Source organism: Mesorhizobium sp. M8A.F.Ca.ET.161.01.1.1, from assembly GCF_004792105.1.
In the GTDB taxonomy this organism is placed as follows: domain Bacteria; phylum Pseudomonadota; class Alphaproteobacteria; order Rhizobiales; family Rhizobiaceae; genus Mesorhizobium.
Window position 1 is genome coordinate 227,048 of record NZ_SRTD01000002.1, and the last position, 26,425, is coordinate 253,472.

Annotated in this window: 22 protein-coding genes; 2 read left to right on the forward strand and 20 right to left on the reverse strand. The window is 60.7% G+C overall.

Annotation, left to right across the window (positions count from 1 at the left end):
* Positions 1-9 precede the first annotated feature (9 nt).
* From EN804_RS06165 to EN804_RS06250, 18 genes are all read right to left on the reverse strand, one after another.
* Positions 10-1,638 (reverse strand): hypothetical protein, encoded by a 1,629-nt coding sequence (locus EN804_RS06165; protein WP_135918907.1) that lies wholly within the window; start codon positions 1,636-1,638, stop codon positions 10-12.
* Positions 1,635-3,554 (reverse strand): fibronectin type III domain-containing protein, encoded by a 1,920-nt coding sequence (locus tag EN804_RS06170; protein ID WP_135918908.1) that lies wholly within the window; start codon positions 3,552-3,554, stop codon positions 1,635-1,637. Before EN804_RS06170 ends, EN804_RS06165 begins: the two co-directional genes overlap by 4 nt.
* 3 nt (positions 3,555-3,557) lie before the next feature.
* The gene (locus tag EN804_RS06175) at positions 3,558-4,859 is read right to left on the reverse strand and encodes a hypothetical protein (protein WP_135918909.1); all 1,302 of its coding nucleotides are present in this window, start codon (positions 4,857-4,859) and stop codon (positions 3,558-3,560) included.
* Between the two features lie 57 nt (positions 4,860-4,916).
* Positions 4,917-8,714, reverse strand: a complete 3,798-nt coding sequence (locus EN804_RS06180; protein WP_135918910.1) for a phage tail length tape measure family protein — start codon at positions 8,712-8,714, stop codon at positions 4,917-4,919.
* Positions 8,707-8,859 carry a hypothetical protein gene (locus EN804_RS37160; protein WP_189524463.1) on the reverse strand — a complete coding sequence of 51 codons (153 nt, stop codon included), beginning with the start codon at positions 8,857-8,859 and terminating at the stop codon, positions 8,707-8,709. The genes EN804_RS06180 and EN804_RS37160 overlap by 8 nt, the downstream gene beginning before the upstream one ends.
* 95 nt (positions 8,860-8,954) lie before the next feature.
* Positions 8,955-9,389 (reverse strand): hypothetical protein, encoded by a 435-nt coding sequence (locus tag EN804_RS06185; RefSeq protein WP_135918911.1) that lies wholly within the window; start codon positions 9,387-9,389, stop codon positions 8,955-8,957.
* Between the two features lie 9 nt (positions 9,390-9,398).
* Complete coding sequence (locus EN804_RS06190; protein WP_135918912.1) at positions 9,399-10,181, reverse strand: hypothetical protein; 783 nt, start codon at positions 10,179-10,181, stop codon at positions 9,399-9,401.
* A 49-nt stretch (positions 10,182-10,230) separates the two neighbouring features.
* A complete protein-coding gene (locus EN804_RS06195) occupies positions 10,231-10,770 on the reverse strand; it encodes a hypothetical protein (RefSeq protein ID WP_135918913.1) in 540 nt (179 codons plus the stop codon).
* A complete protein-coding gene (locus tag EN804_RS06200; RefSeq protein ID WP_189524462.1) occupies positions 10,754-11,377 on the reverse strand; it encodes a phage tail protein in 624 nt (207 codons plus the stop codon). Before EN804_RS06200 ends, EN804_RS06195 begins: the two co-directional genes overlap by 17 nt.
* The gene (locus EN804_RS06205; RefSeq protein WP_135918915.1) at positions 11,374-11,781 is read right to left on the reverse strand and encodes a hypothetical protein; all 408 of its coding nucleotides are present in this window, start codon (positions 11,779-11,781) and stop codon (positions 11,374-11,376) included. Before EN804_RS06205 ends, EN804_RS06200 begins: the two co-directional genes overlap by 4 nt.
* A gap of 3 nt (positions 11,782-11,784) precedes the next feature.
* Positions 11,785-12,276 carry a hypothetical protein gene (locus EN804_RS37165; protein WP_189524461.1) on the reverse strand — a complete coding sequence of 164 codons (492 nt, stop codon included), beginning with the start codon at positions 12,274-12,276 and terminating at the stop codon, positions 11,785-11,787.
* 73 nt (positions 12,277-12,349) lie between these two features.
* Positions 12,350-13,444, reverse strand: a complete 1,095-nt coding sequence (locus EN804_RS06215; RefSeq protein WP_135918916.1) for a major capsid protein — start codon at positions 13,442-13,444, stop codon at positions 12,350-12,352.
* A gap of 44 nt (positions 13,445-13,488) precedes the next feature.
* Positions 13,489-13,941 carry a head decoration protein gene (locus EN804_RS06220; RefSeq protein ID WP_135918917.1) on the reverse strand — a complete coding sequence of 151 codons (453 nt, stop codon included), beginning with the start codon at positions 13,939-13,941 and terminating at the stop codon, positions 13,489-13,491.
* A 39-nt stretch (positions 13,942-13,980) separates the two neighbouring features.
* A complete protein-coding gene (locus EN804_RS06225) occupies positions 13,981-15,222 on the reverse strand; it encodes a S49 family peptidase (protein ID WP_135918918.1) in 1,242 nt (413 codons plus the stop codon).
* The gene (locus EN804_RS06230) at positions 15,219-17,117 is read right to left on the reverse strand and encodes a phage portal protein (protein WP_246693372.1); all 1,899 of its coding nucleotides are present in this window, start codon (positions 17,115-17,117) and stop codon (positions 15,219-15,221) included. Before EN804_RS06230 ends, EN804_RS06225 begins: the two co-directional genes overlap by 4 nt.
* An 81-nt stretch (positions 17,118-17,198) precedes the next feature.
* Positions 17,199-19,268, reverse strand: a complete 2,070-nt coding sequence (locus EN804_RS06240; protein ID WP_189524460.1) for a terminase gpA endonuclease subunit — start codon at positions 19,266-19,268, stop codon at positions 17,199-17,201.
* A 110-nt stretch (positions 19,269-19,378) separates the two neighbouring features.
* Complete coding sequence (locus tag EN804_RS06245; protein WP_135918922.1) at positions 19,379-20,164, reverse strand: hypothetical protein; 786 nt, start codon at positions 20,162-20,164, stop codon at positions 19,379-19,381.
* A 93-nt stretch (positions 20,165-20,257) separates the two neighbouring features.
* Entirely contained in the window at positions 20,258-20,440 is a 183-nt protein-coding gene (locus tag EN804_RS06250) for an AlpA family phage regulatory protein (RefSeq protein ID WP_189524459.1), read from the reverse strand.
* Positions 20,441-20,761: 321 nt separating this feature from the next.
* Here EN804_RS06250 and EN804_RS06255 point away from each other — a divergent pair, with 321 nt between their 5' ends.
* Positions 20,762-21,148, forward strand: a complete 387-nt coding sequence (locus EN804_RS06255; RefSeq protein WP_135918923.1) for a hypothetical protein — start codon at positions 20,762-20,764, stop codon at positions 21,146-21,148.
* Positions 21,149-21,447: 299 nt separating this feature from the next.
* Here the strand turns inward: EN804_RS06255 and EN804_RS06260 are convergent, their stop codons facing one another.
* Positions 21,448-23,493, reverse strand: a complete 2,046-nt coding sequence (locus EN804_RS06260) for a flotillin family protein (protein WP_135918924.1) — start codon at positions 23,491-23,493, stop codon at positions 21,448-21,450.
* A gap of 651 nt (positions 23,494-24,144) precedes the next feature.
* On the opposite strand from EN804_RS06260, the gene EN804_RS06270 reads away from it, so the two are divergent.
* A complete protein-coding gene (locus EN804_RS06270; protein WP_135918925.1) occupies positions 24,145-25,455 on the forward strand; it encodes an Nramp family divalent metal transporter in 1,311 nt (436 codons plus the stop codon).
* A gap of 206 nt (positions 25,456-25,661) precedes the next feature.
* On the opposite strand, the gene EN804_RS06275 is transcribed toward EN804_RS06270, so the two are convergent.
* Positions 25,662-26,408, reverse strand: coding sequence for an SDR family NAD(P)-dependent oxidoreductase (locus EN804_RS06275; protein ID WP_135918926.1), 747 nt, complete (start codon positions 26,406-26,408; stop codon positions 25,662-25,664).
* Positions 26,409-26,425: the final 17 nt, after the last annotated feature.

Sequence of the window (26,425 nt, forward strand, 5' to 3'; positions counted from 1 at the left end):
TAGCCCTACTTAGAGATTTTGAGGCATGGCGAAGACGTAATAGCGGAGACCGAGCGGCGGCGTTGCTGGGAAGCTGCTGCCCCCGGCCCAACGCTGTGCATAGCTGACATCGTAGCTCGATCCGTTCCACTGAATGGCCACCGGATTATCACCCGACATATAGAAGTCGACGGCATCCTCGGTCGCGTGAATGTTCGCCCAACAACTGTCACAACTGGCCCGCCCTATCCACGCACCCGCGTCTGTGAACACGCGATGAAGGCCAGCCATGAGCCCGTTAGGCGAGGTTGGAGATGGGAAGACAACAATCGTCTTGCAGAATAACTTGAATTTAGGCGACGGATTGGCGATGGACACGGTGGCCATCCGCTCTCCCTTATAGCGTTCGCTACCAGTGATGACTGTCGGGAAGTCGGTCGACCAGTTCAAGAAGCCCTCGGCCACAATCGACAGGTACGCCAGGCGACTGTCGGCGATGATGTCGTTCAGGTTCGGAGCGAGATCGGATGAACCCGGCCGCTTGATCTGCACAAAATCCTGCGTGCCGTCGTTGTCATTATAGAACACTTTCTTGCCACCAGTGGTGTAGGCGTCCTCGCTGTCGGCGAAGATAATGTAGCGAACGGTGATTGCCGTGCTGGTCCCGTTGGTAATCGTGATCTTCTGGTTCGCCACGTCGACAAAGTAAGAGAAGCCATAGTTACCGGCCGACGAGATGCCATTGTAGAAGGGCGGGTGCCAGAACTCCGCGTCCGTTTGCTTTTTGACGTGAAAGTCCATGTAGGTGAACTGCGTAATCGGCAGCGCGCAGTGGATGTCGACCGTGCCGCTGCCGGCAACATTGATGTCGCCAGCGGCCATTATTTTGGCGGGTATCTTGTTCTCGTGGAAGACGAAGTGCTCAGGATTTGCGTCGGACACGTCGCGACCGGCCAAGGCGAGTCGGGCCGTATTTTGGTCGATGCGCATCTGTTCCTGACCTGATGCAGGCGTCGCAGAGTAATCCGGCAAAGCATCATTCCGGGCTGGCAATTGCAGAACGGATAGCTGCCACGTAAATCGCGAAATGCTCGCGTTGGTACTACTTTGCAGTGGCAGGTTATATGCCTCGCGTTGCGCTGGCGTTGCACCCGTCGAAATCATTGTCGTCTGACACGTGTATGCAACAGTGCTCAACACGTAGCCAACCAAGCCACTGTTGGTGAAATAGCTCACCGAAGGACCAGCGAATACACCGGCCGCTGCTCCGGTGCGATCTCGATACTCTACGATCGGCAAGTAGCCCCACGGCCACCAGTCAGGGAACATAAAGAGGGTCTGCCTGCCTTGCGCGTTGTTGCTCCATTGGATCGTTGCGGCAGACGTGCCGAACGCGCTCTGGCTCGTGCTGACCACCGTGTCGAGATCGCCATTGGCGAACGAATAGTACCGAGTAGTCCCGCCGTTGTTGTAGCGACTGTCGTAGCCCTGTTGATAGATATCGTAGACATAACTGAGCTTTGTGCCCGCCGCCGTGTCGAGCTTAAACTTGCCGATATTGGCAGCACTCTCGTATACAAGATCGGTCGCGTAGTCATAAGCGCTCCGAAGGCATGGAACGCCTGCGGAGTTGACTCCATATCCGAAGTTTATCGTCATGGGCGTTTGACCGAAATGAAGCCAACGTCGAGATCGATAGTCATCGTTCCTGTCGCACTTTGCAGTTTGCCGGTGGTCAGGACGCCCACATTGGCGGTGATGGCTGACAAGCTGGTCACGTTGAGCATTGCGGCAGTGATTGAACCGGCGACCAGGATGTTGGTGCGGAACGACGCGATATCGGCCTGCGTTGCAGTGATCGAGCCCGTCTTTATCTGTGATCCGTCGATGATCGTGCGGCCGTAGTCAGCCACCAGGTCTAGCGCACCCTTGTAGGCGGCCAGCACCACGCGATCCGACTGGAATGCCGTCGCCACGGTCGAGGTCGCGGCAAGGACCGTGGTGCCCTTCACGAAATAGACGTAGAGCGTCCCGGTGGACCAGGTGGCGTTGCCGGCCGTGATGTTGAAGGTCGCAATGTTGCCGTCGTCGCCGATGTACTTGATCGTGCCAGCGGACCAGGAAACCTTGTTGGTGGTCGGGCTGTTCGCCTGAAATTCAATCCCCTCGATCGTGAGACCGCGCTGCCCGAACACCGCCTTATCAGCGGAGATGCTGCCGGCGCTGATCATTGCGCCGTCCATGTAGGTGCCGCCGCCAGCGATCCAGTTCGACAGGGACGTGCCGCTGGAGATGTAGATTTGACCGGGCAGCACCTTCGTCGTGCCACCGTTGACGAGCGCGCCGCCGTCGTCCAGCCGGTATGCGCCGTTGACCAGCAGCGAGCCGGTCAGGGTCGTGCCGGCCTGCAACTTTGCCGCATCCAGGTCGATGATCTTGGCGCTGCTGATAATGCCGTTCGCGATCTGCACGGTGCCGGTAATAACCGCCGAGTTGGCAACCAGTTGATTGGCGCCAATCGTCTGCGCCAGGATCAGCCCGCCGTCCTGGTATGCCTTGCCGAGTACAAGCTGGAAGTCGTTGCCGCCCTTGTAGACGCCGAGCACGATGGCGTCATTGGCGTAGAGCAGCGTCAGCGAAGTGGTCGTGGTGATTGCCGCATCGCCAGGCACGTAGCAGACGTAGGTCGTGCCCGCGATCCAATCGACTTGACCGCTCGGCAGCGCCTGCTCGGTAGGCACGTCGCCGGCCACACCATAGCTGATGCTACCAGAACTCCAAACCAGGCGATTGCCGCTCACATACTGGCCGGGCAGGAACGTGACCCCGCTCAGCGCGACCTTGATCTCGCCTCGGATTTTCCCGGTCTCGTCATTGACCGGCGCCGACCACGGCGAGGCGTTGCCGGAAGTGTCGACCGCGCGAACCCAAAAATACAGATTGGTTTCCATTGCGAGGCCGGCGCGCACGAAACTGTTCGCCAGGGTTGCGTGCGAAGGCGTGGCGCTGTCGAGCGGAGTCGTGCTGCTGGCGCTCTCGTAAATCTCGTAGCGTGCCAGATCGGCTTCCGTGTTCGCCACCCAGGTCAGCCAGATTGAATCGAGACCGGCGTTGCTGTGGAAGCCGATCGGCATGGCAGGCGGGATCGTGTCGCGAGCCGTCGTGTGGGTGACGACAGCGCAATAGATCGAGGCATTGCCGCTCTTGTCCACGGCGCGGATTTTGGCGCTGTAAGTGACGTTGGGCTTGACCGCGAGCGTGTAGGTCTCGGCGGACGTTTGAATGCCGACCCATTCGCCACTGCCTTCCTTGATCTGCAAATCGTAATAGAGGAAGTCCGTCTCGCTGTTGAAGTCCCATGCGATGGTCAGCACCGTCGCGCCGTCCGCGACAGCCGAATCCATCACCAGGCCAGATGGCACGGCTGGTGGATCGTGGTCGAACATGGAAGCGAGTTCTTCCGGGCTCACCGAACCGAGGGAGCCGGCCGCCGCGCCAGCGATCAGCAGATTGATCTTTTCCCTGACGCTCAGGCCGGGTTCGCCGTTCTCGATCGGTGCAATGGAAACCGGCATCGCCTAGTCCTCCCACACCGAGCCGTCCTGCCACTGGCCGGTATCGCGCCAGTGGCCGGTGGCCAGAATCCAGTTGTTTCCGAAGCTTTCCTCGGCAGCCAGGTTGGCCAGCGTCACGAACGACAAGGCGATGTTGGCGACGCCGTTCGTGACCCACTGGATGGTCAGCGAGTCCGTGGCGAAGCGGGACACGAACATCCACGAAATGAGTTCGATCTGCGCTGCCGTCGCGCCGATCGGCGTCTCGGTGGCGATCAGCGTGTCGCCGCTGTCGATCTGCCAGTTGCTGATCTCGTGCGGGATCAGGCTGCCGTCCGTGGTTCGGATCAGGATCGCCTGGTGCGCCGGATCGGCATGATAGGCGTCATAGAAATCGGTGCCGGCGAAACGGATGTTCGATCCTGACATGCCCTTGATTGGCGGGAAATCCTGCGCCCATGTCGGCACGTAGATTTCCGCAGCCCTGCCACGGGCGCGGACAAACACGTCAAGCATGGTCATCACATCGGCGTGCGAAACGCCCATGTAGGTCGCGGTGAGCGTGCGAGAGATCAGTGGAACCGGCGTATAGGTCTTGGTAATGCCTCGGCCATAGTCCACGGTCTCGAAGGCGATGTTGAAGGCCATCTGCGGCTGCTGCACGTAGTTCGGCTTCCGCAGCAGCACATAGCGGCCGTAGAAAAGCGCGGCTGGACCGAAGACTTGAGTCGTCTCGCCCTGCGGGCCGCCGTCGAAAGGCAATGCATCGGCGACGCGCACGACGGTGCCCGGCTCAACGTCGAGCTTGATGGCGGACGTGGCAATCGCCGTGGTGTAGATCGAAAGCGTATTGGTGTTTTGGAGCGACGCCGGCACCAGTGGCAGAAGCGTTGCGCCCTGCCCCACGGCACCGACCACGCCGGCAGTCAGAACGACTTGGTTGCCGGATACGAAATCCACGGTGATCTTGCGAGCCTTGCGTCCGGTCAACAGCGCGCAATCCATGCTGCCGTGCAACCAGGTTGGCACGCGATCGAGCTTCAGCACCGTTGCGCCGTCCGATACGGTCTCCACGAGCGTAGCGCTGTCGGCCGAGAAGTCGCTGACCAGAACCTTGCCATCGCGGGCCAGATGCAGAGCATCGGCGAAGGTGCGAAGGCGGTCGCCGTCGAGCAGAATGGCGGCTTCTATCGTGCGGCGCGGCTGGACGCGTTCAGACCGACGCTGTTCACTGCCATCGCGGCTGGTGAAAACGTCGGTCTTGAATTCGTAGGTGTCCCGCACACCGTTTTGCCAGTTGGGGACGATTGGGAGAAAAACGGCCATGCCATGCTTTCACGTCTGAAAAGTGAAAATACCGTCTAACGTGAAAATTTGCAATGGCTACCCGCCTTGAAGTGCCGCAGAAATCTTGCGCGCGTTCCGCGTCATGTGGTTGAGGATGACACGTTCGCCGGCCACGGTAGCCAACGCCTGCTCAAGCACGTCGGCCGGGTCGAACAGGTTGACGTTCTTCACGTTGAGCGCTTGACCGCGACCGCCGCCGCCGTTGTTGACGTGACGCGGATCATCCTGTGTCAGGACTTCCTCGCCCTTGAGTCCAATGATCGGAACTTCGTTCGACTTGAGACCCATGACGCCGCCCGTGTGATGGCGAGCCGCGTTGGCGAAGATTGCCGGGTTGACCATCTTCGTGCCAGAACCTTCGCCGCCGATGACGCCACCCTCGTGGAACAGCGACGTGATCCAGCCGGCGATGCCGCCACCGAGGCCACCGCTGCCGCCGCCGCCTGCGCCGCCCGAGATCGCGTTGAACAGCGCCTGCTTGACGATCGCCTTGCCGATCTCGATCAGGAAGTCGGCGATGCCCTGCAACAGCGCATCGAAGAAGGCGTGTGCTGCGTTCTCCCCGTTGGCGAGCGCCTGTGCGAACGCACTGAATGCATTGCCACCGATGTCGGCCAACTGCTCGTTGATCTGCTGCGCCTGCGGGAGGAACTGCTTGTCGATCTTTTGCAGCGTCTGGCCAATGCCCTCCTGGATCGCCTGCAACTTGGCGATCTCCTGATCGGCACCGGAACCGCCGATCGCCTGCCAGAACGCGATGGCTGCCGGGATGGCCTCTTTCAGCTTGTCCTCAACCTGACCGATCTGGTCGATAGTGCTGGCAACCTTGCCCTGGTCGCCGGCCGCCTGCGCGATCTGCAAGCTTTGGAACAGGGCCGTGCGCTGCGCGACAAGTTGGTTCACCTGATCATTGGCATGGGCGCGGTCAAACTCGGCGCCGGCCTGCTGTTTCACCAGGTCGAGTTGCTGTTGCGTCAGTTCGACGCCGGCCTTCTGCGCCTTGTTGGTTTCCTCGACGACGGCCTTGTTGATCGCGGCCTGGCGCGTTTCCTTGGTCTTGTATTCGAGCGTCGCGGCTGCCGCGTCGGTGCGCGCCTTGAAGTCCTTCTCGTAGTCGGCCGTGAGCTTGGCCTGCTCCGAGATGCCCTTGTAGGCAGCAAGAAGACCTTCGGCGTTCGCTGCATGGTCGCCCATCTGACCGGACACTTTGTCGAGCACAGTGCCGGGCGCGCCGCCGTTCTTCTCGTCGGAGGCGTAGATGTTTTTGGCGTTGCCAGCGTTGATGGCGGCATAGATTTGCAGCAGACCGTCGCCGGCCTTCACGCCAGCGTCGGTGAGGTACTTGGCAACAGCCTGCATCTGGCTTTCGATGCTTGAATCCTTGCCCACGCCATACCGGGCGCGAGCAGCGGGACCGAACTGTATCAGTCCTTCATAATTGTTCCCGGCACCGCCCACGATCGAGGGATTGAACGTGCCTTTCGTCTCATAGGAGATAGCGGTCAGAACGTCCTTCACGTCGATCTTCAACTGATCGGCAATGATCGTGGCGAACTTGACGATATCGCCCATCTGCTGTGCGGACGCCGAGCCGGAATTGCGCTGCGCGACGTAATCGGCCTCGTAGTTCTTGTGCGTCGAATCGAAGGCCATGCCCGCCTGAGCGCGAATCTGCTTCGTCTGCTCGGCGGTCAGCCCGAGAATATCCTGATTGAGCCTCTTGGCTTCTTCCAGCGCCGCGTTCTTCGCCTTCAGCAGTTCGCCTTCGATATAGCGCTCACGGTTCGTCAGATTGGCCTGACGCGTTTCGTCGCTCAGCGCCTTGCCCTGCTTGTCGATGATCGCCTGAATGTCGAGGCGGGCCTTCTTGTCGGCTTCCGTGAGATCGGCAGCATTCCGCTGCTCTGCCGAGCCGTCTTTGATGGCCTGCAACTCATCCTGGCGCTTCTGCACGATGTCGGCCAGTGCCACGCGCTGCGCTTCGAGGGCGCCCATGTCGGCATAGACGGTCTGGCCGGCCTCCAGTAGCGCCTTCTGCTCGGCAAGCTGGCCGTTGATTTCTTGGAGCTTCGCGCGAACGGCTTCCAAGTCCGTCGTATCGACGTTGCCCATGAGAAAATTGGCAGCGCTTTTGAGTTGCTTGGCGTTGCGCAACGCATCGTTGGCCGCGTTGTTCAGATCGTCGCCGAACTTGTCGAGTTCCTTGCTGACGCGAGTGAGCAAGCCCGACTGCTCGATGATGGTGAGCAGCGCGTCCCACGCCTTGCCGGCAGCCTTCGCGGCTTCCGACCAGGAATTGGTCTTTTCGGCAGTGAGCGCCAGCTTTCCGGCAAGGATATCCTGCGCGAGCGTCATGGCACCGGTCGTGTTGCCGGCCTTGGCCATCGCCTCTATCTGCGCGTATTGCGTCTCGGTCAGGAAGTTGAGTTCCTTGTCGAGATCGCGAACACTTTCAACCGAGCCGGTGAAGGCAGCCGACAGCTTCTTTCCAACTTCGGTAACGTCGTCACCGGAAATGGCGCTTAGCCGCTCGGCCATCTGCGCAAGCGGGGCAAAGTCCTGCTGCTGGACTCCGTCCTTGATGAACTGTTTGACCAGGCCACGGGCCTTGTCGGTCGCAACGCCGAACTCGCCCATCTTGTCGGTGATCTTGACCAGTTCTTCGGCGCTGTAACGGCTACCGTCCGCCGAAAGTGCCAGTTCCTTGTTGAAGATCGCGAACGAGTCGGCGGCTGTCTTGAGACGCAGGGCCTCGGCGATAAACGGCGCCAGCACAGCCGTGGTCGCGGCAATGACCGGGATCGATCGGGCAAGCACGCCCATGACATTCGGCCAGACTTGGATGATCTGGCCGGCCTGCTGGGCAAAAATCTGCATCGGCCGCTGGCCGGAAGCCAGCCCCGAGATCACGTCGTTGACCTGGTAGCCGAGGTTGGTCAACTGATAGGGCCGCAGCCCGAACGCCGTGATGTTCTGTGCCTCGCCCTTGGCATTGGTTGGGCTCAGCGACGTGCTGCTGCGAAGCGCATCGTTCTTCCGCTTGAGAACGTCCTGCGCCTTTGACGCGGTATTGGAGGCGGCAGAGAGCTTGTTCAGTTGCGCAACGACATTCGCCGTCGCCGCAGCCTCCCGGTTGCTCGCGTCGATTCGCCGAATCCAGTCGCCGTAGCCCGACTCGCTCGTGGCGTTCAACCTGGCCTGAATTTGAGCCTTCAGGGTCGCTACCGCGTTGGCCTTTTCGTCGGCGGCGCGGTTGCGGTTCACGGCGTCGATGTAGCGCAGCCAGTTGCCGTAACCGGACTGGACGCTGTTGTTCAGACGCTCCTGGATTTCCGTTTTTCTGGCCGCAACAGCAGCGGCCTTTTCCTCGGCGGCCGAGGCTGCGATGGCAGCCGACGCCGCAGCCTGCGACGCAGCCGCCTCCCGCTCCATCGACGTGGCGAGGCGATTGAACGCGGCAAAGCCGGTCGCTGCGGTGCTGGTGATCTGATTGAGGGCCGCGCGCTTCTGATTGAGCGTATCGACGGCTTCACGGGATCGGTCGCGGACTAGCTTGATGGTCTCGGCAAGCTCGCGCATCTCCGCTTCGTTGAGACTGCCTGACTTGCGCCCGCTGTCGAGCGCCGCCTGGTAGCGCGTGACATCTGCCGTGAGTTGCTTGTAGCCGGCAACGGCTGAGTCGATCTCGGACTGAGCGACGCCGAGGACATCGCGACGGCTGGACGTTTTGGCAGCAGCAGAGAGTTTTCCCTGCTGCTGCTCGATGTCTTTGAGAACCTTCGAATACTGGTCGCGAGCCTTAACGGTAAACTCGACAACTCTCTCGTTAGCCATCCGTCAGTTCCTTCAACTGCTTCGCCAACTCGCTGGCCATTCGTTCGGTGCCGTGGCCTGCTACGCTCTGGTTCGGGATGCTGGAGAGCGCCATCTGAAAGAGGGAGATTTCGGCGGCCAAGTGAGCGTTGATGCGCTTGACCACGAAACCCGCCTCTACAAAAACCTTCGAGACTGGATAGCTGAATGCGTTTGGGTGTCCGTGATCGAGCAAGAGGCTGATCTGGCGATGGACACCCTCTATCCAGTGATCGATGGTTTCAGGGATTGCAGCTTCGTCGTTGCTGCAGTTACCCTGGTGACGATCTCCATCAGTTTTCCCGGCCCACCTTCGGCTGCCAGTGTCAGGCGGATGATTTTGTCCAGCGCGTCGATCTGAACGGCGGTCGGCAACCCGATCTCGCTCAGCCGCTTCGCGTTTTCCGGCTCGCCGAGGCCACAGGCAATGACCAGCGACACCAGCGGCGCGAAGTCGTCCATCAGCGCCACCGCGATTTCCTCGGCGCTGCCAGTGAGGTTCCCCGCGATGGCCTGCGCGTACAGGTTGGCAACAACGTCCCTATGATGCCGCACGATGAAGGTGATGTGGGGAAGGCTGAGTCCGTAGACCTTCAGCGCGTTGGCGCCGAAGGTCACGGTCTCGAACGGAATGGTCAGTGTCTCCAACTGGCTCATTGTCGTTCCTTACGCGGCCGGGCGGCCGTCGCGGTAGGCCAGCGCCAGGTTGCCCTTCTTGAGCGCCGTCACCGTGAGGCCCATCGTCTGCCAGGCCGGCGACTCCGGGTCGTTGACCAGTGCCAGATCGCCGTTCGGGGCGATGCTGACACGCGGGAGCGTGATGTCGGCCTGCTCGCCAGCGGCGTTGAAGGAGATGAACTTCAACTCGCCTTCGACGAGGCTGACCGTGGAGGCGATCTGCTGACGGGTCGAAACCAGGGTGTCGAAGCCCACGACCCATTTCGCCGCGTCGACCAGTGCGGTGACGAGACCGAGTTCTGCGTCGAGTTCGTAGTCCGTCCCGAGCACGAGCGGTGTCGGCGTGACAGGGGCGCCATCGGTGACTTCGACGTTGGTCAACTTGCGGGCACCAGTCGGATTGCTGTCGGTGCGGCCAAGCTGAAACGTGTCGCCGGCCTTGACCAGAAGATAGGTTTCGCTCTGATCCGTCAGCGCCGTGGCCGTTACCGTGCCGACTGCGCCCATGAACCAGTAGGACACATTCTCGGGACGCATGTCGTTGGTGCGGATGGCGCCGTTCAGGGCGGTGGTGATCGGAATCTCCGCATCGAGAACCTGAAGGCCGGCCTGCGATCCGTAGTTTTTCAGGGTGGTGCTGGCGGCCGTCAGGGTCAGTTCCGGGCAGTTGCCGAGTTCGCGCAGCGGGCCGGGCGTCTGCGTTCCGGCCAGGTAGCGGGCAAAGAACGCCTTGCCGCGCGGAACGACGAGATTGCGAGATTGGGTATCCATGTGGCAGTCACTCCTTTTTCGTGATTATCACGTATAACGTGATTTTCGGTTAAGCGAAAGGTGTCTCAAGATTTTCTGCCAAGATGAGCGTCACCGGGACCAGAAAATATGCGACGGCGGAAACTTCATCGTCGGGCGGCCGATGAACAGGCTCTCCGATCTGCACGGCGATGACGCAAGGCGCTACCGAACCGAGACCGAGAATGTTGTAGTCCTTGGCGACCCTGGTCTTGACGAGCGCGGCAATCACATCGGCTGACGCACGGTAGGCCGGGTCAAGCGGATGATCCTTGTCGTCTTCGACAAAGCCTTGCACCAAGAGCCGAAACTGGTTGGTGGAGAGGCCAGACGCCATTGCGCCGTCAACCGGCTCACGCGAGCGCGGGTCTTCCAGCAGCGACAGCATGGGCAGCGGATCGCTATCCCCATAGATCGTGCGACCCCGAAACACACGTTCCGCAGGGCGACCGGCCGCGTCCACGAAGTCCGAGAAGTCGTGACGATAGCCGTTTGTCGGCGTGATTGTCTTGAGGGCTTCGCCGAGCGCCATGACCGCGCGCAGGCGGAACGGATCAGGATAGTCGGCCATTCTTCATCAACTCCATTTGGCGGGTGAACTCGGCTTCGAGATCGTCCAGCGTTTCGGGCGTCATTTCTTGAAAGATACCGCCCTCGTTCGATGCGGCTGCCAACGCCTGGTCGACTGACGGGCCGTAGAGCAGCCACAGATTCTTGCCGATCGACTTTGGCTTGTAGGCGCCGGCCGGGGCTCCACCGCTCGTGCGGACGGCAAGCCCGAGATTGTTGTTCTTGAGCCGAATGATGAAGGCGCGGGAAATCGATTTCGTTTGACCGGGCTTCACGGTGACGTTGATCTTGCCACCGACGTGGCGCGAACCGCCTGAAAGGACGCCCTGCCGGCTGAAGCGTGCAAGCGAGGTTGCCTGGCCACGGCCCTCGATCGTAGCGATGAGCGCGCCGCGTCTGGCGCGAGTCTTGACCCACAGGCGCTTGCTCGACGGTGAGACATAGGACGCTGGAAAGGCGACCTGTTCCCGCGCGGCGCGCGCGGCCCGAGTGCGGCTTCGATCTGCGGTGCGGTTGATAGCGCGCACCAATGCAGTTTCCACGTCGGCCGTCACTTCGCCGATGGATGGCAGTTGAGCAAATTCGACGACAACCACTGCTGCGCTCAAGTGATGATGCCTTCCCAAACGGTGCCCGTCGTGTCGAGGCCGGCAAGAAGTGCGTCCAGGTCAGCTTGAGAAACCTCGCTTACTTCCGCTGCGACATAACCCTCCCGCTCCGGGCGGCTGGTCGACGTGCGATAGGCTTCGGAGTTTCCAAAGATGACATATGCCTTGCCGAGTGGCTTCACGCCTTGGGCAAGCTGGAAGACAATGCGATTGGTGAGATCGAGCAGCGTGGGGCCGTTTCTGAAATCCTCGGCCTGGTTCTGCGATGCCACCTGCGCCTTATGCAAACGGACGGTGACGCGAACAGGCGTCCCTGCGGCGTGTGTGATGTACACCGCAGGAATCTCGAAGGTCTCGTGGATGTCCGCGAGAGCCGTCCGTTTCTGTTCGCGCCAACCGGCCATGGCCTAGATGTCCAGGTCGTCGCTGTCGGCGGCCTTCTTGCCACCCTTCTTCTTGGCAGCAGCTTCCGCCGCTTCCTTCGCGGCCTGCTCCTTGGCAGCAGCTTCCGCCGCGTCCTTCTCGGCCTGCTCCTTGGCGGCAGCTTCCGCCGCGTCCTTCTCGGCCTGCTCCTTGGCGGCAGCTTCCGCCGCGTCCTTCTCGGCCTGCTCCTTGGCAGCAGCTTCCGCCGCGTCCTTCTCGGCCTGCTCCTTGGCGGCAGCTTCCGCCGCGTCCTTCTCGGCCTGCTCCTTGGCAGCACGCTCATCTTCTTCCTCGGCCGAGGAAATGATGCCGGCCTTCACGAGGTCCGCTTCGGTTGGAATGACCGCCGCGCGAACGTCTGGACGTAGAACGTAGTCCAGTTCCGCGCCTTCCAGTTCGACGATCTGGCCGGGCAGCACGACCGGAGGATTCGCTTTCGGATCGCGCTGAATGGTGTGAATTGCCTTGATGTACATTTGAGATGTCTCCGTTGGGAAAAACGGCCCGGCAGTGGTTAGCCGGGCCGTGGGGGATCACATCGCTGCCGGCTTACGCCAGCACGCGACCCTTGAAGGTGCGGTTCGGATACAGCGGCACCGGCAGCGGCGAAGCCTGGTGCATCAGGAAGTCTTCGCCCGGATCGTCGGTCTTGAACTGCTTGCCGAACACGCGCGCGTTCGCCAGGCCGCTCTTGATCGCCTCGTTGTCGAAAATCGCGCCGTAGCACTTGACGCCGGTCGCACCCGGAGCAACGAGCAGGATATCCTTTTCGTTGAACAGGTCGATCCGGGTTGCGCCACCAGCGCCATCCGGCACGTCGACCGTATCCTTGTAGGCCCAAACCGTCAGACCATCGGCAAGCTGGCCGATGTAGGTGAGCGGCTGTTCCTGGCGCAGGATGCCGAGCGAGATGTTCACGGTATCGTTGCCGCGATAGCGCGTGTCGAGCGCGTCCTTGATGCCGTTGTTCTTGCGGAACACCGGGGCAACCTGAGCACCCACGATCAACTGCGCGGCAGAGCCGCCGCCGTTGGCCAGGTACATCGTGTTCATCCAGCTTTGGAGATCGCCGAGGATGTCGGTGGTCGGGTCGCTCCAGTAGTTGCTCGACTTGGTGACGGTGTGACCGGCCGCGCGACCGAAGTCCAACAGGACAGACGGGTTCTTGGCGCCCTGCTCGCGGTCGTAGTCGATCTGCACTTTGCCGTCGATGAAGGCGCGAGCCGCCATCCAGGCTTCCCGCACGTCGATCGCGCGGTTGTGCATTTCGGTGATCTCGGCGATACGCATATCGTACTTCTCGGCGAGCGTCGGAGCGCGGCCGGCGTTGATGAAGATTTCCGACGGACGGATGTTCTTCAACTCGGTCGGGCGCACCGCGTTCTTGAGCTTGATGTACGGCGCCGTGATTTCGGAGATCGTCTCGGCCTTGGCATTCTGCATCGGCCGCCCCTGTTCATAGGGCAGCGTGAAGGGTGCCAGGAAGCGGGTCGATGCCGGCAGGTCCGCAAAGCGGATCGCACCGTCTTCCGAGAAGTGAGTCTGCGTGAAGAAGGTGTCCAGCCAGTAGGACGGAATCGACTTGTAACGGTCGTCCTGCCGCAGGGTGTAGAGGTCTTTCGGAGTCCAGAGTTCGATACCCATGGGATAACTTTCCTTCGAGTTCGAGGCTTACAGGGCCTGCGGGGTTACGGGGCCGCCACGGTCGAGCCGAAAAGAACTTCGCGCACGACGATGGAGGACGGGGTGGGAGCGCCAGCGAACGCGTTGAACTTCTTCGCGTCGGTGTCGAAGCTGACCGGCCAGTTCAGCATATGCTTGGCCAGGCAGCCGCTGCGCAGGACCGGGATGCCGGGGTTCTGACCGTTCGGAATCACGATCTTGAAAAGCGTGATGCCGATGGCCTTGATGCTGTTGGCCGGCGTGACGGTATCCAGCAGCGCCGGGACCAGGTTGCCTGAACCGTCGAGGCCGACAGGGGTGAAGGCTTCCAGGGTCTGGTTGGCTGCGGCCTGCAAGTCCTGAACGACCACGGCCGGCGTCTCGCCGACGATGAGTCCTTCCAGGACGGGGTTGATGCTGTCGGTCCACTGCGACGGGAAACCAGCGGTGGGACCGAGCCTCGGAAGATTGACAGTCATTTCGACTTCTCCTTGCGTCTACGGTTGAGCCTTGGGCCGTTAGCCCTTGACCATTGCGAGCGTCTTTGCGGCGCGGCTCATTTCCGTTTTGTCGGTTTCGGCGTTGGCGTCGGACTCGATGCCGGCGCCTTGGCCGCGCATGGCGTCACGCAGCATTCCTTCCGGTGCGCCTGCCGTGGGCTTGGACTCTTCGCCCAAGGTGGCGAGGAACGCGCCCGCTTCGTCAGCGGACATGCTGGTCTTGAGGGCGGCGTTGAGCGCGGCGGTCGGCCGAGTTTTGCCGGCGTCGGAGCCGAGGATCGCGCTGATGCGAGCCATTGCTTCAGCCGCGCCCTGCTTGATGCCTTCCGCGAGACCTTCGGCCTTACCGGCTGCCTTGGAATTGTCGAGGTCGACCTGGGTGAGTTCGGCCATTTGTTCATCTCCTTCTGAGAGTGTGGCCCCAAAGGCCGTGATAGCGTCGTCAAGGGCTCCGATTTCATCTGCCAAGCCGTTGTCGATCGCCTGTTGAGCCATGAAGGTGCGCGCGCCGGTCGCGTTGACCGCCTCGACACTCATGTCCCGGTTTCTCGCCACCGAAGCGGCGAATTGCTCGTGGAATGCATCCACGCGCTCCTGAATCCGCTCGCGCGCCCCCTCGGACAGTTTCTCGTAGGGGTTGCCCTCCATCTTGTCGGGCTGCGAGCGGATGATGTTGACCGTGATGCCCGCTTCTTCGAGCATCTTGGAATATTCGACGGCGACCACGACGACGCCGATGGAGCCGACGCCACCAGTGCGGGCGACCGTGATATGATCACTCGCGGAAATGATGTTGTAGGCGGCCGAGTAGGCGTGTTCTGCGGCGAAGCCACGGATCGGCTTCTTGCCTCGGAACGCGTAAATCTTGTCCACCAGGTCGAAGTTGCCCGAGACCATGCCGCCGCCAGAGTTCACGACCAGGGCGATGCCCTTGACGTTGGTGTCCTCGACGCCGCGCTTGATGGCCTGGTAGATATACTCGTAACCGGTCGCCCACGCCCCGTATGCGTAGGGGAAGTCGTTCAGCAGAAGGCCCTTCACCGGCACGTGGAGGATGCCGTTCTTCACGACGTAAGGGCGAAGGTATGAGCGCCAGTCGTCGCTCGCATACCAGAAGTTGTCATCTGCCTTTTCAGCACCGGCCTTCTCGATGACGCCCATGCGCTCGCCGAAAGCGCTCAACAGCGTCTGCAGCCAAGCGCCCTGCCCCTCGTCGATGAGTGCGGGCTGATCCTGGAATTGTGCGATGATAGGGTTCACTGCTTGCCTCCATCGCTTGGCGTGGCCGTAAGCGCGTTCTGCATGTCTTTGCTGTTCTGGTCGTAGATCGACGGATTGCCGTAGGACTCGTCGAGCTTGCGCTCGCGGGCGATCTGGCGAGCGGTCTTGCGCCAGTCGCCGCCTGACATTTTGGCGATCTCGATTTCCTTGGTGGAAAGGCCGTTCACGATCTTGAGGACCGCAGCCTGCGTTTCCTTCAACGGATCGATCTGACCTTGGCCGGCGCCGATCCACTCGCACGCGCTGAACGCCTCGGCGTTGAGTCCGTCATAGAAACGCGGCACGTCGCGGCGCTTGAAGCACTCAAGTTCGTTGTAGTTGATCGCTTCCTCAAGCCAGAGGCGATAGACGAAGTTCGCCACCTTGTCGGCGACGGCTCGCTTGATCGCCATCATGGTCTTCAAGGTCTCGCCGAGCGATGCTCGGGCCGACGAATAGTTTGTCTGCGTGTAGTCGCGCGACAACTGCTCGTAGGAAACGCCAAGCGCAGCCGCGATGTAGCGCAGCAAGCTCTGCTCGAACTTGTCGCCGGCCGGGCTGTTCGCACCGGGGTTCTGGATTTTGAGTTTGGTGCCAGGTGCAAAGATCGGAATCTTCGCGCCATCCATGTGCAGGTTCTTGGCGCCGCTGGCGTACTCGGAAATCGTATTTAGGTACGCGTTCATCCAGGTCGTCGTTGCGTTGCCGTCCCCGGCACCAGCGCCGAGGGCTGCCGACACGTCCTGCGGAATCTCTGACTCGATCGACGCGGCATAGGTCGCTGCAACGACGGCTCGTTCCAGTTCCGTCTTGCGGAAGTGCTTGGTCATCCGCATTTCGCTGAGCGCGGACACCATTGCCGCCACGCCGCGCGTCTGATCGGGACGCAGTTCCTCGAAGACGTGGTTGATGATCATCCGGCCCCACGACTTGCGGGCAGGAATGCGCTTCCATGTCGGCGTCACGATCAAATTCGAGCGATAGTCGCTCGGATGCGCGTTGCGAATGTAATAGGCGATCGGTGCGCCGAAGGTATCGGACTCGACACCCTTGCGGAGTCGGCTGCCCTTGTACGGCGTAAAAATGCGGTCGCGCGGGTCGGACAGCCGAGCCGGATCGATCATCTGCACGGCGCTTGCGAACGGTCGGCCATCGTCGAACCATTCGGCCGACTGCAACACTTCGCCGCTCATCAGATGCACACCAACCGCGAGACGAACGATATCGGTCAGGGTCTTGGTGCGCCTGGCATCGGGCCAGCACTGATCGCTCTCAGCCCACAGCGTGAACTTGGTCTCGATTTCTTCCTGCGCCTCGGCTTCCCACTTCTCGTCATCCTTGCCGAACAGGACTTTGGTTTCCGGCTTGGCGTTCAGAAGAAAACGGGTGCCGACGATCGAGTCCTTGCGGATTGTCGCGCCGCCAGACACGTAGGCGTCGTTGCGCACCGTATCGAGCGCACGGGCATCCAGGTCGTCCTTGAGCGGGAGCAGATCGGCATCAGCCGAACGCAGCGCGGGCTGCCAGCCTGCGAGCCGGTTCAGCTTGTCGGCGCCGTCATAGGCGACACCGCCCGCTGCCACCGCCGAGGCAACGGGCGGCTGCACTACCTGGATCGCCGGGGAGACACCGGCATCCGATCCAAGCAGGTCCGAGAGATCGAGGTTGCCGCTCATCCCCACACCGGCCTCAACGGACGCGTCGGGCCGGTGCAGCCTGCGACTTCCTGTTCGAGTTCGCGGATATAGGCTTTCAAACGGCTGGCGTTGGCTGGCGTGTAGCGAACCGATTCGCCATTGGCGTCGCGCACTTCCACCGCCGACGTGCCGGTTTGCAGTCGGTGGTAGGCGGTCTTGGCTTCGGCAAGAAGGTCGGCGGTGGTCGCCATCGGTCATCCAGCGTGAATTTCACGTATAGATACCGTAAACGTGAAACTAAAGCAATATAGAATTGATTTTCAATAATATAGTGAAATTCTAGGCGAGCTTGGCCGCGAGGTCTGCGAATGTCATTTCACCCTTCTTTGCCGTGGTTGGCTGAGCCACTGCCTCGCCGCCGAACACGAGATCGTTCTCATCCCACGGCGCAGCCCATCCGGGCGGCTCGTCGTAGTTCAGCCGATCGATGTTGAAGGTGACATAAGGCACCGTATTTTCCAGCGGCCGGATCGCCAGGCCGAGCGCATAGTACGCCAAGTCGAACGCTTCGTTGCGGCGCTTGCGCGGGTTTTCCCAGCCCTTCTCAGTCCGTATTTCCGTGGTCATCTGGTTGTAGAACCATTCGGGCATCCAGTCGGGGAATCGCAACATGCCGCCAACGGTGTCATCAGCGCCGGTATCCTCGACGCGGCGCGCCAGCATGACCGAGAGGCGATCCTTCATCAGGTTCGAATTGAGCAGGATCACCGGCACGTCGCCCTTGGCGATGGCGAGTTTTCCCTTCTGGCTGGAATCCGGCCAGGTGGTGCTCGCGTGCGGCTTGGTCTTCGACGGTTCACCCTTGATCAAACAGAACCGACGATGCAACCCGTCTCCCTGCTGCCGCAGCCGGCGCCAGAAATTATAGGCGTGACCCGTGACACCCTCGGCGCCGCCCGAGTCACTTCCGGTCGCCCGGATACGCATTCGCCGGCCGCTGCCGTCCGCCAATGGGTAGGTTTTCAGGATGACCTGTTCTTTCAGTACATCCCAATCCTCGGCGAACGCGGCCGGGTCAATTGGCAGTTTCTCGCCAGCGCCGTTGAGACGATCCGACAGACGCACCTTGAAGCCGTCGATCACCACCATGTCGCCGGTCGCAGTGAAGCCGTGCACCTGGACGACAAACGCGGACTTCTGCACGTCAACCGTGGCAATCGCAAAACGAACGCCGTGCGGCACCGATGGTTCGTCCTCGGTCGATCCCCAGTCCTCGGCATTGGTCTTCAGGTCTTCCGGCGACCGCTCGGACAGGCGCGACGCGGGAATGTAATAGGAGCCCTGGTCAGTCGTGACCGTTTTGCGCAGCGGCGCGTCGTCGCCAGTGTCGGCCAGCGCCTTGATCGCCCGCAGATGCTTTTCGACCAGTTGGCCCCAATCCTGATAGGCCGCAGCCGGCCCCTTCATCCAGAATGACGCGATGCTCGACCGCGCTGCCTTCATGCCGTTGCGCTCGACGATCTTCTGCTCGGCAGGCAGCCAGATCAGGCCGTCCTTCACCCAGCGTCCACCCTCGTTGAGTTCGTCCTTCATCTGAGGCTCAAGCACGCCGCCGCACTGGTACGTCGGACAGAGCATGTATGTCTGCTCGCGCGCCTCCATGATGTCCTCGCTATCGGGATAGCGAAGCAGCTTGAAGTCGGGTTCGAACGCCTCATTGCAATGCGGGCACGACCAATACCAGCGGCGCCGGTCGCCACGGTTGTACAGTTCGAAAATGCCTCGGATCGGCGGCGCCTCGTGCGGGGTGCTTGGCGACCACTTTGGATCAGTGATCTCCTTGTTCGGGTTTGGCGATGCCTCCGCGAAGGTCATGCCGAATCGCTTGAACGTCGTCGTTCGCATCTGCGCCAAGTCAAAGGGGTTGCCTTCGCCGTCTACGTTGTCGTCCATGCGCTCGTAGTCGATCAAGCCGACGCGCGGCATGGTGATGCCGGACAGGTTGCTGGCCGTTGGATAGGTCAACAGCAAGCGCATCCCCGAATCGAATTCCTTGTCGAAGGTGTTGTCGTCCTTGCGGTGTTTAAGCTGGTGCTCGCGGACAGATGTCGATGCCTGCAAATAGCGCTCAAGATCGCCCTTCGACCACTTGCGCGCGTTCTCGCGATCCATGTGCACGAGCATCATGTCGGCCGGATCGGTCATGACAGTGTGCGATGTCCAATTCAGATGGATCATCGTCTTGCCCGTTCGAGCGGGACCGATGAAAACGCAGCCCTGAAAGTCGAGGCTGGTCAGTTCGTCCTGCGGCTCTTGAATGTAGGGCGTGCGCTTGCGAGACCACTTGACGCTGTGACCGCCGCCGCTTCCGATGCGGGTGTATTCCTCCGCAGCCTCGGTGACGCTCATGCGCTTTTGCGGCTGCAAGGTCTCGAAGCCGCGAGCAACGATGCTCTCTATGGTCTGATGCTTCGCTTCAGCTATCAGTTCCGCCACTGATGGCGGTCGCATTCTCGCGGTCATTCGTCACCAGGGATCATCGTGGGCCGCGTGTCGGTGTCGGCCAGTTCCTTCTCGATCTCGCGAGAATGCGCGTTGGTCTGAAATTCGCGCGGGAAGTCTTCGAGCTTCGTCTTGATCTGCGCGTTCATGTCGGCCACGCGATCGACGAGGAAGTTGTACTGCTCGTCGCTCAGCTTCTCACGGCCGGGCATATCCTCGATCCACATCTTGCTCTCGTGCCGGATCAGCATCGAGACGCGGGCGAAGGTCATCAGCACATCTTCATCGTGCCAAAGCTGGCCGGCCGCCGTGAGCGCCCGGATGCGGGCGTTGGTCATCTCCCAATATGCCTTGGAAACGATTGGCGGAAGCGACGCCTGGTTCTGCTGCGCCAGCCAGTCTTCGATGCTGCCCTGTGGCGCGATCAGATACGACATTGCCGTGAGGAAATCGTACATCGGCTGCTGCTTGCCGCCGTGAGTTGTCCAGTCTTCGACGGGACAGCGTTCGAGCCGCTTCTGAATTTGCTTGGGATAGGCGCCGAGAATGTTGGCGAAGAAGGTCACACCCTGCGGGCGACGGAATTCCGTGTAGTGAGGCAGCTTCTTCGCAGCCTGCTCCTGCAGCCGGCGCGCTGCTTCTTCCTTGGTCGGTCGGCCGCGCCTGGGGCGACCCGCATCAGGATTGTATGCCGGCTCGTCGTCGCCGAGCAGGTCGGAGAAGTCGTTGTCTTCGATCATCCGTCGTCCCTGTCCAACTCGTCGAGGAACGGGCTCCGCTCCACCGCGCCGCCGCTGCCGCAAAGATCAGGGTGCCAGCGGCGCCCGTATGGCCCTTTCTCAGGAAGCCATTTCTTCCGTTGCGGCTGTTCCCGCTTGGGCTGCGGTTCGGATTTGTCAGCCACCGAAGACCGCCTTCTGATAAGCAATGACTTCGCTGGCCCGCCACACCGAAACCTTGTGCGATCTCCGCGTCTGCCTCGGGAATTTGCCGGCCTTGATCTGGCGATAGATTTCGCTTCGAGAGAGCCCGGTGATCGCGATGACCTGCGGGAGTCGAAAGCTTTGGTCGATGTCCATTTCACGTCTCCAAGTGCTGCTATCTTGATAGTCACTTTTAACGTGACAATCAAGCAGAAACACGATAAACGTGAAACATCAGGTCGGACGCTGAACCCGAAACGATGGAGAGTTCGTACCGCCAGGGGCGGGGTGAGCGTCAGTCCCGCATTGCGATTGTTAAGGAGGCGACCATGACTTAGGCGGCTAAAACCGCCCTCAACCTGAATTTTTCGATTGTGAAAAGGTCGTCCGAGTCAGAACCGGGCGGCCTTTTTGCTATGTGTCGGTCTCAAGCCTATATACGTGGAGTCTTTCCACGGTCGAGCAGGCACAGGCAGTATGGCAATTATCTACGAGCGCGGCACACGGGCCAATTTCACACCGACGAATATGGACAACGTGGACGGAACCAGGGCATTCCTGTCGCACTATAACAATTACCTGTTTTTGAAATTCGTAGCCAACAACCCGGAATCGACCCTGAGCGAAAAACTCGACGCCGAGGGCGAACTGCTGATTTGCGAGAAGAAGCTGGAATTTTGGGAGAAGCACCCCAAGTTCGTCCTGTCCGCCGCGCTGAACCAGATCAAGACCTTGAAGTCCCACTACCGCATGGATTTCGGCGATCTGAAATACCCTACCTTGGCCCCCCGTGGCGTTGAGAAGGGCAAGACGCCGTTCGTGGAATTCCGCTCTGGCGAAAGCCGGCGTGCTCGTAAGAGGTAGCGGAAATCGAACCTATTGCATTTGCTTTGTGGACTCATTTTTTCAAAAATGCGGACTGCTTCCTTATAACCTATTGATTTTATTGACGATGTAAGTCCCTCTCCCGCTACCACTTCAAACCCACTATCGCACGCAATGTTTGTATTGCGGCGGCCGATTGATGCGGCCCTCTTTTCGGCATGCGGGGTCGCTGGGTGGAGAGCCACGGTCGAGGGCGGCCCAAGATCGCAGGCGCCGCCCACATCCCGGCATGTTTTCGGCAGAGCGCAAAATGGCCGGTACAACCGGCCCATCCTCGATCAATCCTCCTCAACGGGTGCCGGGACCTCATCCGGTAGGATTTGCGGTCCAACCCGGTCGGCAACGAGCATCGAAAGCATCATCTCGACAAGGCCGTTGGCGGCCCCCTTCTCGCCACCGGTAGCGCCGATCTGGATCTGCGGCACGAGCGGTAGCCTGCCATTTTCGATCGCCTCGGCGAAGCGCATGAGAACCTGCGAGTTGAGCTGATAGTCCGGGCCGCCGAAGGCCGCGACCTTCTTCTCGGTGGCTTCGGCCTCCGCCAGACCGATGGCACGAACCCTCTCGGCATCCGCAAAACCGGTCGCCTTGATGCGTTCGGCATCGGCAAGCGCGATAGCCTTGATCATGTCGGCCTCGCCCTGGCCGCCGAGGCGCACCTTCTCGGCCTCTGCCTTGGCCGTGACCTGAATGGTTTCCGCCTGCTGGCGGGTGCGGGCGAGTTGCGCCTTGCCCTCGTTCTCGCTGATCTCGATGGTAAGCGCCGAAGTCGTGATCTTGGCTTGCTGTTCGGCGAGCGCCTCCTTCTCACGCAACGTGCGTTCCTGGATGGCCGCCTTCTCCTGCAATTTATAAGTCTCGACCTTTTCGACCGCAATCTGGCGCTCGCGTAGCTGGATAAGGATCTGCTCTATGCTGTTCTGGCCATTGCCGGCACGTGGCGTACCAATCAACACTTCCTGCAGCTCGAGGCTGTAGGAATTGAATTTCTCGCGCATCTCCTCGCCCGATTTACGCTGGATATCGCTACGCTCCTGCAAAAGCTGGATCAGCGTCTTGGTCTGGGCGATATTCTTGAAATAAGCAGAAACCATCGGATCGAGCGTTTGTTCGACAAGCCGCTTGATGTCGCCGAAACGCTGCACCACGAGTGGCGCCTTCATATAGTCGATGTGCACGACGACGGACAGCGGCAGCACAGGCTCGAACGCATCCTTGGTGATCAACGACACTTCAGACAGGTTCTCGTCCAGCCTGTGTTCGCCAAACTGCTCCTTCGTCCATTTGAGCACGAAGTTGGTGGTCGGCACGGTGATGATATTGCCGGCATAGGTATTGAACGCATACTTGCCTGGCAGCAGCGGCGTCGACCAGACACCGCGTGCGCCGATTTCGACCAGCTCGCCGTGACGGTATGCCTGCCCGGAAATATCCGTGCCGTGGCGGCCGTTATAGGAGACGACGACACCCACCGTGCCGACGTCAATGATCGTCTTCTCGACCAGTTCGACAGTCGCGAAAATGCGATTGAGGAAGTAGCTGCCGTCGGCCAGCACCTGCAACTGGCGGCCACGGTAACCACCGGCATCGAGAAACTTCTCCGGGTCCTGGAAATTGTTGTGGAAGTTCGGGTCGTTCGGATCGTTGGCGACGGTCGGTGCGATGATCTCGCCGTCCGGCAAGGCCGGACCGTCATGGATGGTGACGATACCGATCATGTCCTCGGCATTGTGGATGACGACTGGCTCAAAGCCGCCCCGCTCCGAGATCATGCTGGACATATTGGTAAAAAGGTTTTGTTCCGACGAGCTCAGATTAACGGAATGGATTGACTGGGCGGTGAGCACGATGAACTGTGCGAGATTGATGGCATAGGTGCCTTCACGCAAGATCTTGCGTTGGGGTCCCTTCTGTCCACCTTTTTCGAGAAAGCCGCGCACATCCTGGAAATCATCGGCATCGGTGTTGGAAGCAAGTGTCTGCGTCGGAGGCAGCGGCTTGCCATCACGGGCAAAGACATAGCCGATCTGACCCTGCGGGATGGTGACAAGATTGGCGCGATGCATCGAATATTGGAACGGCATGAAGAAATGCAGGCCGCCGCGCACGACTTCCGGCTGATAGCCTGCCTCACGGTTGAGCGCGATGAAGCCATTGCTGACCGAGCCGCGAAAACTCCATAGTTTTTCCAAGATGCCGAGCCTGTCGTTCGGGATGTAGCGGACCACGCCGCTCCACCAGAACAGGATCGCCAGCACGATGACGAGCACGGCCACCTCGATAGCCACCCATTCCATCGGGCCGAGATATTGTAGGGCTTCCATCTTTTCTCTCCTATGGGGCGCGCGAGTTCGTTCACCCGACGGTCACCCGGTTGGTGTTGATCTATGACGCGGGGAGACTGCGCGCCGACACGCTCGACGCGCTAAGGGCGTGTCGAACGTTTGGGCTGCTCATTGTATGGGAAAATGACCGCGCATCCCGAGTCCCCACTGAGGGCAGGCGTGGCCGTGAGCGATGTTACATCGGTGTTGCCTTGATAGACATAACAGAGAATGACGTAGGGATCGCGCCTACAGGTTTAAAGATATTCCGCGCGAAAATCGTATAAATCGCTGAAACAGCATCTCGCTTACACTACTACGGACTCACTCTAGATGAATATCGCTAGAAGTGGGGTTTGAAGCCGGATTACGCGATGGTTGCGCCGAACTGCGCGGCTCAAATGTCCACGCTCGCGAAGGGCGGCGGTACTCGAACGCAAACCGCGGTTGCCCCCCGCCAAAAAAGCTCTTCCCATGCGGCCGTTGGTATCTTGTCGCTTGGAGTGTGCCTCCTTTGCTGGCGACATGATATTTCTCGCGCACTGAGGGGCTACTGCCGAGCGTTTCAGCGATGGCTAAAGGAACCGAACGGCGATCGCCGAATTTTGCTTCAAGCGGATCTCGAAGGATCCGCGTTTCTGGAGCACCTGCATGAGCAACACGAGCGTCGAAGTCTCTGGGAAACAGGGCAACATTCGGGCAAAAGGGCCAGTCCAGCGATTCCTGCGCACAATCGGACCTGGCTTCATCACAGGCGCTTCGGACGACGACCCTTCGGGCATCGGCACGTACAGCCAAGCGGGCGCCCAGCTGGGGTTCAATGTCGGTTGGACCATGGTATTCACTTTTCCGCTCATGGTCGCGATCCAGGAGATAGCGGCGCGGATAGGGCGGACGACAGGTCGAGGTATTTCCGGCAATCTCTCCCGATACTACCCGCCTGCCCTGATGTATTTTGTAGCCTTGCTTTTGTTCGCCGCCAACGTGATCAACATCGGGGCGGACCTGAGCGCGATGGCTGATGCGCTGCGACTGCTGGTGGGCGGCCCAAGCTCGCTTTACGTTGTTGCGTTCGGCGTGGTATGCGTTCTGGCGATCGTCTTTCTCGACTACAGCCGATACGTCACGGTCCTGAAATGGACAACGCTGAGCCTCTTTGCCTATGTGGTGGCTGCGTTTCTGGCTGATATCCCATGGGGCGAGGCCCTCAAGGGGGTCGTTCTCCCGCACATGGAATGGAACCGAGCGTTCTTCACGACGCTTCTGGCCATACTCGGCACCACGATTTCTCCCTACCTGTTCTTCTGGCAGGCGTCGCAAGAGGTCGAAGAGGAGAAGATCGACCCGAAGGCCAAGCCGCTGAGATGGGCACCGTGGCAGGCGTCGGGCGCCTTCCAGCGCATTCGCGCCGACACCTTGGTGGGCATGGCTTTTTCGAACCTGATAGCCATTGCAATCATCGTCACGACCGCCGCCACCTTGCACAAGGCCGGAGTGACCGACATCAATTCCTCCACCGATGCGGCCAAGGCGCTGGAGCCGGTCGCGGGCAAATTCGCATTTGCGATCTTTGCAATGGGGATTATCGGCACCGGCCTTCTCGCGGTTCCGGTTCTGGCGGGCTCGGCCGCCTTCGCCGTGGGTGAGGCGCGCCGTTGGCCAGTGGGACTGGAGCGCAAGCCGAAGGAAGCGATGGCATTTTATGCAACCTTGGCCGCTGCTGTGGCGCTGGGCATGGGGATCATGTTCACGCCGATCGATCCCATAAAGGCGCTTTATTGGAGCGCTGTCATCAACGGCATATGCGCCGTCCCTGTAATGGTCGTCATGATGCTGATGACCGGGCGCTCCGACATCATGGGCGAATTCCCCGTTGAGGGTTGGCTGCGCTTTCTCGGATGGCTTGCGACAGTCACAATGGGACTGTCCGTGGTCGGCCTTGCGCTGCAGTGGGTCTTTTGAATGCCGCGAGTCCCAACCGGGTTGGGGAAGCCTACCGCAACACCGTCATCAGCAGGGGCGTGTGGGGCCGTTCGGTCGATCTAGCCCCACTTAGCCTGCGAACGAGTACGGAAAGCCCCGCTTTCGTCGAGTCGATCCACATAGCCTCAGGCGGGTCCCTGTCGCCCGCAACCTGCCGGCCGTGGCTGTCGATGTGTCGATGGCCTCTAATGCCGGATCATGCCCGCATCGACGTTGAGCGTCTGGCCGGTGATCCAGCGCGCGTCATCGGATGCGAGAAATGCCACGACATCGGCGATGTGTTCGGGCTGGCCCTTGCCCTTCATCGCCTGCAGCATCTCGACGAAGCCGAACGCCTCGTTATGCGGGCTGGCCTTGACGCCATCGCTCTCGATCAGACCGGGCGTCACCGCATTTGCGGTGATGTTGTACTTGCCAAGCTCGGTAGCCAGCGCCCGGGTGAAACCGATGACGCCGCCCTTGGCCGCGACATAGGCCGCCATGTTCGGTGTGCCAGCGAAGAAGGTATTGGAGGCGATGCTGATCACGCGTCCGGCCTTGCCCGCCGCCCGCATCTGGTCGGTCGCCGCCCGGGTGACGATGAACGTCCCTGTCAAGTTGACGTCGATGATCTTGCGCCAATGGTCGAGGTCGACATCGTCCCAGGCGACGAACGGCACGATGCTGGCATTGTTGACCAGGATGTCGGCGCCGCCGGTCAGCGCCTGGATCTCGCCGAACAGCGCCTTGACCGAGGCCGGATCGGAAATATCGGCGGCGACAGCCTTCGCCTTGCCGCCGATCGCGGCGGCCACGGCCTTGGCGCCTTCGGCATTGATGTCGCTGACGATGACGGTCGCGCCGTCGGTCGCCAGCCGTGCTGCGATCGCCTTGCCGATGCCCTGTGCGGCGCCCGTCACCAGGGCCGTCTTTCCCGCAAGCCGTTCAGTCATGAAATTTCTCCCTCGAT

Bases quoted from the DNA above. Each gene is read 5' to 3' on its own strand.
- EN804_RS06230 (WP_246693372.1), bottom strand. From the start codon at position 17,117: ATGACCGATGGCGACCACCGCCGACCTTCTTGCCGAAGCCAAGACCGC.
- EN804_RS06255 (WP_135918923.1), top strand. From the start codon at position 20,762: ATGGCAATTATCTACGAGCGCGGCACACGGGCCAATTTCACACCGACG.
- EN804_RS06240 (WP_189524460.1), bottom strand. From the start codon at position 19,268: ATGAGCGTCACCGAGGCTGCGGAGGAATACACCCGCATCGGAAGCGGC.
- EN804_RS06220 (WP_135918917.1), bottom strand. From the start codon at position 13,941: ATGACTGTCAATCTTCCGAGGCTCGGTCCCACCGCTGGTTTCCCGTCG.
- EN804_RS06165 (WP_135918907.1), bottom strand. From the start codon at position 1,638: ATGACGATAAACTTCGGATATGGAGTCAACTCCGCAGGCGTTCCATGC.
- EN804_RS06250 (WP_189524459.1), bottom strand. From the start codon at position 20,440: ATGGACATCGACCAAAGCTTTCGACTCCCGCAGGTCATCGCGATCACC.
- EN804_RS06175 (WP_135918909.1), bottom strand. From the start codon at position 4,859: ATGGCCGTTTTTCTCCCAATCGTCCCCAACTGGCAAAACGGTGTGCGG.
- EN804_RS06170 (WP_135918908.1), bottom strand. From the start codon at position 3,554: ATGCCGGTTTCCATTGCACCGATCGAGAACGGCGAACCCGGCCTGAGC.
- EN804_RS06185 (WP_135918911.1), bottom strand. From the start codon at position 9,389: ATGAGCCAGTTGGAGACACTGACCATTCCGTTCGAGACCGTGACCTTC.
- EN804_RS06215 (WP_135918916.1), bottom strand. From the start codon at position 13,444: ATGGGTATCGAACTCTGGACTCCGAAAGACCTCTACACCCTGCGGCAG.
- EN804_RS06205 (WP_135918915.1), bottom strand. From the start codon at position 11,781: ATGGCCGGTTGGCGCGAACAGAAACGGACGGCTCTCGCGGACATCCAC.
- EN804_RS06180 (WP_135918910.1), bottom strand. From the start codon at position 8,714: ATGGCTAACGAGAGAGTTGTCGAGTTTACCGTTAAGGCTCGCGACCAG.
- EN804_RS37165 (WP_189524461.1), bottom strand. From the start codon at position 12,276: ATGTACATCAAGGCAATTCACACCATTCAGCGCGATCCGAAAGCGAAT.
- EN804_RS06270 (WP_135918925.1), top strand. From the start codon at position 24,145: ATGAGCAACACGAGCGTCGAAGTCTCTGGGAAACAGGGCAACATTCGG.
- EN804_RS06275 (WP_135918926.1), bottom strand. From the start codon at position 26,408: ATGACTGAACGGCTTGCGGGAAAGACGGCCCTGGTGACGGGCGCCGCA.
- EN804_RS06195 (WP_135918913.1), bottom strand. From the start codon at position 10,770: ATGGCCGACTATCCTGATCCGTTCCGCCTGCGCGCGGTCATGGCGCTC.
- EN804_RS06190 (WP_135918912.1), bottom strand. From the start codon at position 10,181: ATGGATACCCAATCTCGCAATCTCGTCGTTCCGCGCGGCAAGGCGTTC.
- EN804_RS06260 (WP_135918924.1), bottom strand. From the start codon at position 23,493: ATGGAAGCCCTACAATATCTCGGCCCGATGGAATGGGTGGCTATCGAG.